The following is a 4,613-nucleotide window of genomic DNA, read 5'->3' as shown; positions in this document are numbered from 1 at the left end:
GATCAGAATGTGTGGTGTTTGCATGAGTATTCCCAGATTCTTATCAGTTAATTATCTTAAATTTAACACTCTTTGGCGTTTCAAACCGATTTCCTGACTGATCCTGAAAATTTATTACGTCATCCTGGGTATGAGAGTCAGGTCGGAATATCGCGAATTAGGCATCAGTACCGGCAAGTATCCCTGTGCCACTTATAGGTTCCCGACAAGTCTGGTCGAGCAGAGCCTGGAAAGGTCGTCCATTACGAAAGTGGCCGCATTTTATCAGTTAACAGGAGCATAACAACACTCTTTGCCGTCAGATAGCAACTTTTTAACTCTGATTTGATATAGGTCAAACCCTGGTACAGCAGCATCATACTTGGCCTGAACCGGGTTTTCGCCCCTACAAAATGTAATGGAATGTAACATGTGATTGACATGAATTTGTGGGAAAACTACAAGAAAATCTGCTTTATCGCGCCATTTGAGCCACCAGACTGGTCTGCCTTTGCCATCATCACAGCCTGGAATCCGACCAGCCAGTGGGTCACACAACGACGCAATATGCGGCGGGAACGGGCGCTGTGGCGCCATCTGACAGTGGATTTGCAGGTGCCAGTGGTGGGGCCGTTTTGGGGATCTGACCCGGCCGAAAGCTGGCAGGAGTCATCGCTGGCGGTGGCGCTATCCCTGCCACAAGCTCGTCAGCTGGCAGCGAGTTTTGGCCAGAATGCTCTCTACTGGGTGGAGGATGGCCAGCTTTGGCTGACACCAGTATTGACGGATAAATCAGCAGTTTGTCTGGGCAATATTGAATCCTTCTGGATTGCCAGAAACCTTGCCTGATGAAAGAATGAACACCTTCATGTATCTGAAAGGAATCAAATCATGCTGGATCTCCTGCCCGACCTCTGCGATCAACATGGCGACTTGCTGCAAGTGGCTGACCCGGTGTTTCAGGATTTTGGCGGCAAGGCCATCTTCTATGGTCGCGCCGTAACGCTCTCCTGTTATGAAGACAACAGTCTGGTGCGGGATCTGGTGACCCGCCCCGGTCACGGCAAGGTGATGGTGATCGACGGCGGCGGCTCGCTGCGCCGTGCGCTGCTTGGCGATCAACTGGCGGTCAAGGCGGTGGAGCAGGGGTGGGAGGGGATCCTGATCCACGGCGCGGCGCGGGATGTGGGCACCCTGGCGACATTGGTGCTCGGGGTCAAGGCGCTGGCGGCCTGTCCGGTCAAGACCGAGAAGCGGGGATTGGGAGAGCTGGGGGCCGTGGTCAGCTTTGCCGGTGTGACCATCCACGAAGGGGATTACGTCTATGCGGATCGCAACGGCGTGGTGGTGAGTGCCACGCCGCTGATCTGATTCAGAAGTTGAAACCGACCCCCAGGCTCAGTGCCTGATCGGCAGTGATGGCGCTGACGCCGTAGTTGGCGGTGAGGGAGAGTCTGGGGGTCAGCAGCAGGCTGGAGTTGAGCTCCAGCAGGGTGCTGGCCTTGTTGAGATCGAGATGCTTGATCTGGCTGCCGATATTGAATGCCGGAGAGAGCTGGTAGCGTACCCCCGAACTCATATTGAAACCGGATGTGCGATTCTGATCCGCCACCGCCGGGCCCGCTTCCATAAAGAGGGTCACATCATCCACCACCGGATATTGATAGCCGCTATTGACCAGCCAGAGATCAAAACTGTCGCTGTGATGGCTATGGCCATTGAGCAGCACACCCGAGTAACTTTTGACATAGAGAGACGGGTTAGATTGCGGCTGAACCACTGCCCAGTCGGCGGCCTGTGCGGCCATGCTGGCGCAGGTTGCAAGCAGTGTGATGATGAGCGATTTGACCATTCGTTTCCCCTCCCTGGGTCCGGAACTGAGCCTAAGCATGGCACATGCCAGCTGGTAGTAAAGTGAAGGGAGATCACAATAAAATCCTTTGGCATGGGCGTCAGCCATGATAAACAGGCTGCCATATTGATGGCTCTAATCATTAAGAGGTGAATCCATGAACAAGAAACTGACTCTGCTGGCCGCGCTGGCACTGGGAGGCTGCGCAATGGCAACAGGTTCCAGCATGGCTCAACTGCAAGCATCCAGCTGGCAGCTGCAAGGCGCCACCGGCGATACCTTCACCCTGCAAGTGGTCGACGGCAAGGTGGCGGGCAAGGGCGGCTGCAACCGCTATTTTGGCGGTATCACCAAACAGGGTGACGGTGTCTTGACGCTGGGCGCCATGGGCTCCACTCGCATGATGTGCATCGGCGACGCCATGAACAAAGAGACCGAGTTCCTGCAAAAGCTGGAGAAGGTGGCAACCTACTCCATCAACGGCAACCAGCTGACTCTGAGCGATGCCAACAAGGCGGCCCTGCTCACCTTCAACGCTGTGCCAGCTGCCAAATAAGGCACGCGTTCGTCTGATTGCCCCGACAGCTCTGACTGTCTGATACACGCCCTCCCTCTGGAGGGCGTCTGTTTATCTGCGATGAACCCTGTGTGGTCGTCCGCAACGGTTGTTCACTCGTCGATTCTCCAGTCAGCCTGGTTTGATACCAGAACCTCCAATCTTCGCTTCGGTACGCATCTTGATCATTTCAATAATTCTTGTATAGTTGAAATGAAAGGGGCGCACCAAGGGAAGTGAAGATGAACAAAGAGATGGCCACCAAGGTCTTTGAATCGCTGGCATCCGGCATCCGGCTCGATGTATGGCGGCTGCTGGTGAAGGCCGGGCTGGAGGGGCGGGTCGCCGGTGAACTGGCCAGCGAGCTCGATATTGCCCCCAATACCCTCTCGTTTCACCTCAAGGCGATGCTCAATACCGGTCTGCTGTCGGTGGAGCAGGAGGGGCGCTTTCTGCGCTACCGCGCCAATATTCCCCTGATGCTGGATGTGATCGCCTACCTTACCGAGGAGTGCTGCGCCGGTCATCCCGAGGCGTGCGGAGTGATGCGTGCCGAGTCAGCCTGCTCCCCCCATGTTCTGCCTGCGCAGCCCTGCTGCAACAAGGAGTAATGCCATGTCCTCCATTCAGATTTTTGATCCCGCCCTCTGCTGCTCCAGCGGTGTTTGCGGTACCGAGGTTGATCAGGCACTGGTCACCTTCGCTGCCGACCTCGCCTGGGCCAAGGAGAAGGGAGTTGCTATCGAGCGTTTCAATCTGGCCCAGCAGCCGATGCAGTTTGCCGAGACACCTGCCGTCAGCGCTTTTCTGACCCATGCCGGGGAGGAGGGGTTGTCACTGGTGCTGGTGGAAGGGCAGGTGGTGTTGACTGGTCGTTATCCGAGCCGCAGCGAGCTGGCCCGTTATGCCGGGCTGCCTGCGCCACAAGCGGCTATCAAGGGGATCGTCAAGGACGGCTGCTGCTCCGGCAGTGGTTGCTGCTGAGTCGTGACGCACCATTCGGGAGAGGCTATGTACCATTTTCTGACCAATCCACCGCCGTTTCTCTTTTTCACCGGCAAGGGCGGGGTGGGCAAGACCTCGCTGGCCTGCGCCAGTGCGGTGGCTCTCTGTGATATCGGCAAGCGGGTGCTGCTGGTCAGCACCGACCCCGCCTCCAACGTGGGGCAGGTGTTTGCCACCGAGATCGGTAATCGCGTCACCGCCATCGCCGCTGTGCCCGGTTTGTCGGCGCTGGAGATAGATCCCCCCGCGGCGGCCAAAGCTTATCGGGAGCGGATCGTCGGGCCGGTGCGTGGCAAGTTGCCCGAGAGCGTGGTACGCAGCATCGAGGAGCAGCTCTCCGGCGCCTGCACCACCGAGATCGCCGCCTTTGACGAATTCACTGCGCTGCTGACCGACCAAACGCTGCTGGCCGAGTATGACCACATCGTCTTTGATACGGCCCCAACCGGCCACACCATCCGGCTGCTGCAATTGCCGGGCGCTTGGAGCGAATTTTTGGAGCAGGGCAAGGGGGATGCCTCCTGCCTGGGCCCGCTGGCAGGGCTGGAGAAGCAGCGAAGCCAGTACGCCGACGCGGTCGCCGCGCTGGCTGATGCTGCTCGCACCCGCTTGGTGCTGGTGGCGCGCGCCCAGCACTCCACTCTGCGGGAAGTGGCTCGCACCCACGAGGAGCTGGCCGCCATCGGCTTGCTGAATCAGCAGTTGGTGATCAATGGCCTCTTCCCCGAAGGCGCCATTGCCGGAGATCCGCTGGCAGTGGCGCTCTGGCAGCGCGAGCAACAGGCTCTCGCCGATATGCCGCAGGGGATAAAGGGGTTGGCGCAGGATCATATCCCGCTGCTGGCCACCAATCTGGTGGGGGTCGGCAGTTTGCGCCAGCTGCTGCAATCAGAGGGAACAGCCGCCCAATCCCCGACAGTACAGTCCAGTGTCAAGCAAGCCCAGCCCGAGTTGAGTTCGCTGGTGGACGAGCTGGCCGCCGATGGTCACGGCCTTATCATGCTGATGGGCAAGGGCGGGGTAGGCAAAACCACGCTGGCGGCCGCCGTGGCGGTGGAGCTGGCGAGCCGCGGCCTGCCGGTGCACCTCACCACCTCGGATCCCGCCGCGCACCTGAACGAGACGCTGGCAGGTAGCTTGCCCCATCTTGAGGTGAGTCGCATCGACCCCCACGCCGAGACCGAGCGTTACCGCGCCCAGGTGCTGGCCACCAAGGGGGCT

At 58.8% G+C, this 4,613-nt stretch carries 7 protein-coding genes; 6 read left to right on the top strand and 1 reads right to left on the bottom strand.

The window, feature by feature from the left end; genetic code table 11:
• Window positions 1-420 precede the first annotated feature (420 nt).
• Window positions 421-828, top strand: a complete 408-nt coding sequence (locus AACS18_RS01770; protein ID WP_108613543.1) for a DUF3293 domain-containing protein — start codon at window positions 421-423, stop codon at window positions 826-828.
• A gap of 42 nt (window positions 829-870) precedes the next feature.
• Entirely contained in the window at window positions 871-1,350 is a 480-nt protein-coding gene (locus tag AACS18_RS01765) for a putative 4-hydroxy-4-methyl-2-oxoglutarate aldolase (RefSeq protein ID WP_108613541.1), read from the top strand.
• A gap of 1 nt (window position 1,351) precedes the next feature.
• Here AACS18_RS01765 and AACS18_RS01760 read toward each other — a convergent pair whose 3' ends face one another.
• Window positions 1,352-1,831, bottom strand: a complete 480-nt coding sequence (locus AACS18_RS01760) for a hypothetical protein (protein WP_064338427.1) — start codon at window positions 1,829-1,831, stop codon at window positions 1,352-1,354.
• A gap of 157 nt (window positions 1,832-1,988) precedes the next feature.
• On the opposite strand from AACS18_RS01760, the gene AACS18_RS01755 reads away from it, so the two are divergent.
• The 4 genes from AACS18_RS01755 to AACS18_RS01740 all read left to right on the top strand — a co-directional run.
• Window positions 1,989-2,387 (top strand): META domain-containing protein, encoded by a 399-nt coding sequence (locus AACS18_RS01755; RefSeq protein ID WP_005359119.1) that lies wholly within the window; start codon window positions 1,989-1,991, stop codon window positions 2,385-2,387.
• A 242-nt stretch (window positions 2,388-2,629) separates the two neighbouring features.
• On the top strand, window positions 2,630-2,998 hold the full coding sequence (locus AACS18_RS01750) for an ArsR/SmtB family transcription factor (RefSeq protein ID WP_005338181.1): 369 nt from the start codon (window positions 2,630-2,632) through the stop codon (window positions 2,996-2,998).
• 4 nt (window positions 2,999-3,002) lie between these two features.
• Window positions 3,003-3,371 (top strand): arsenite efflux transporter metallochaperone ArsD, encoded by a 369-nt coding sequence (gene arsD / locus AACS18_RS01745; RefSeq protein ID WP_108613540.1) that lies wholly within the window; start codon window positions 3,003-3,005, stop codon window positions 3,369-3,371.
• Between the two features lie 27 nt (window positions 3,372-3,398).
• Window positions 3,399-4,613: TRC40/GET3/ArsA family transport-energizing ATPase (locus AACS18_RS01740; protein WP_374956630.1), on the top strand; the 1,215-nt coding region annotated here is incomplete at its 3' end.

Origin of the sequence: Aeromonas sp. HMWF015, from assembly GCF_963878965.1 — a bacterium.
Taxonomy (GTDB): domain Bacteria; phylum Pseudomonadota; class Gammaproteobacteria; order Enterobacterales; family Aeromonadaceae; genus Aeromonas; species Aeromonas veronii.
The sequence above is the reverse complement of the archived record's forward strand: the minus strand, read 5'-3'. Positions and strand labels throughout refer to the sequence as shown.

Bases quoted from the DNA above. Each gene is read 5' to 3' on its own strand.
- AACS18_RS01770 (WP_108613543.1), top strand. From the start codon at position 421: ATGAATTTGTGGGAAAACTACAAGAAAATCTGCTTTATCGCGCCATTT.
- AACS18_RS01765 (WP_108613541.1), top strand. From the start codon at position 871: ATGCTGGATCTCCTGCCCGACCTCTGCGATCAACATGGCGACTTGCTG.
- AACS18_RS01760 (WP_064338427.1), bottom strand. From the start codon at position 1,831: ATGGTCAAATCGCTCATCATCACACTGCTTGCAACCTGCGCCAGCATG.
- AACS18_RS01755 (WP_005359119.1), top strand. From the start codon at position 1,989: ATGAACAAGAAACTGACTCTGCTGGCCGCGCTGGCACTGGGAGGCTGC.
- AACS18_RS01750 (WP_005338181.1), top strand. From the start codon at position 2,630: ATGAACAAAGAGATGGCCACCAAGGTCTTTGAATCGCTGGCATCCGGC.
- arsD (WP_108613540.1), top strand. From the start codon at position 3,003: ATGTCCTCCATTCAGATTTTTGATCCCGCCCTCTGCTGCTCCAGCGGT.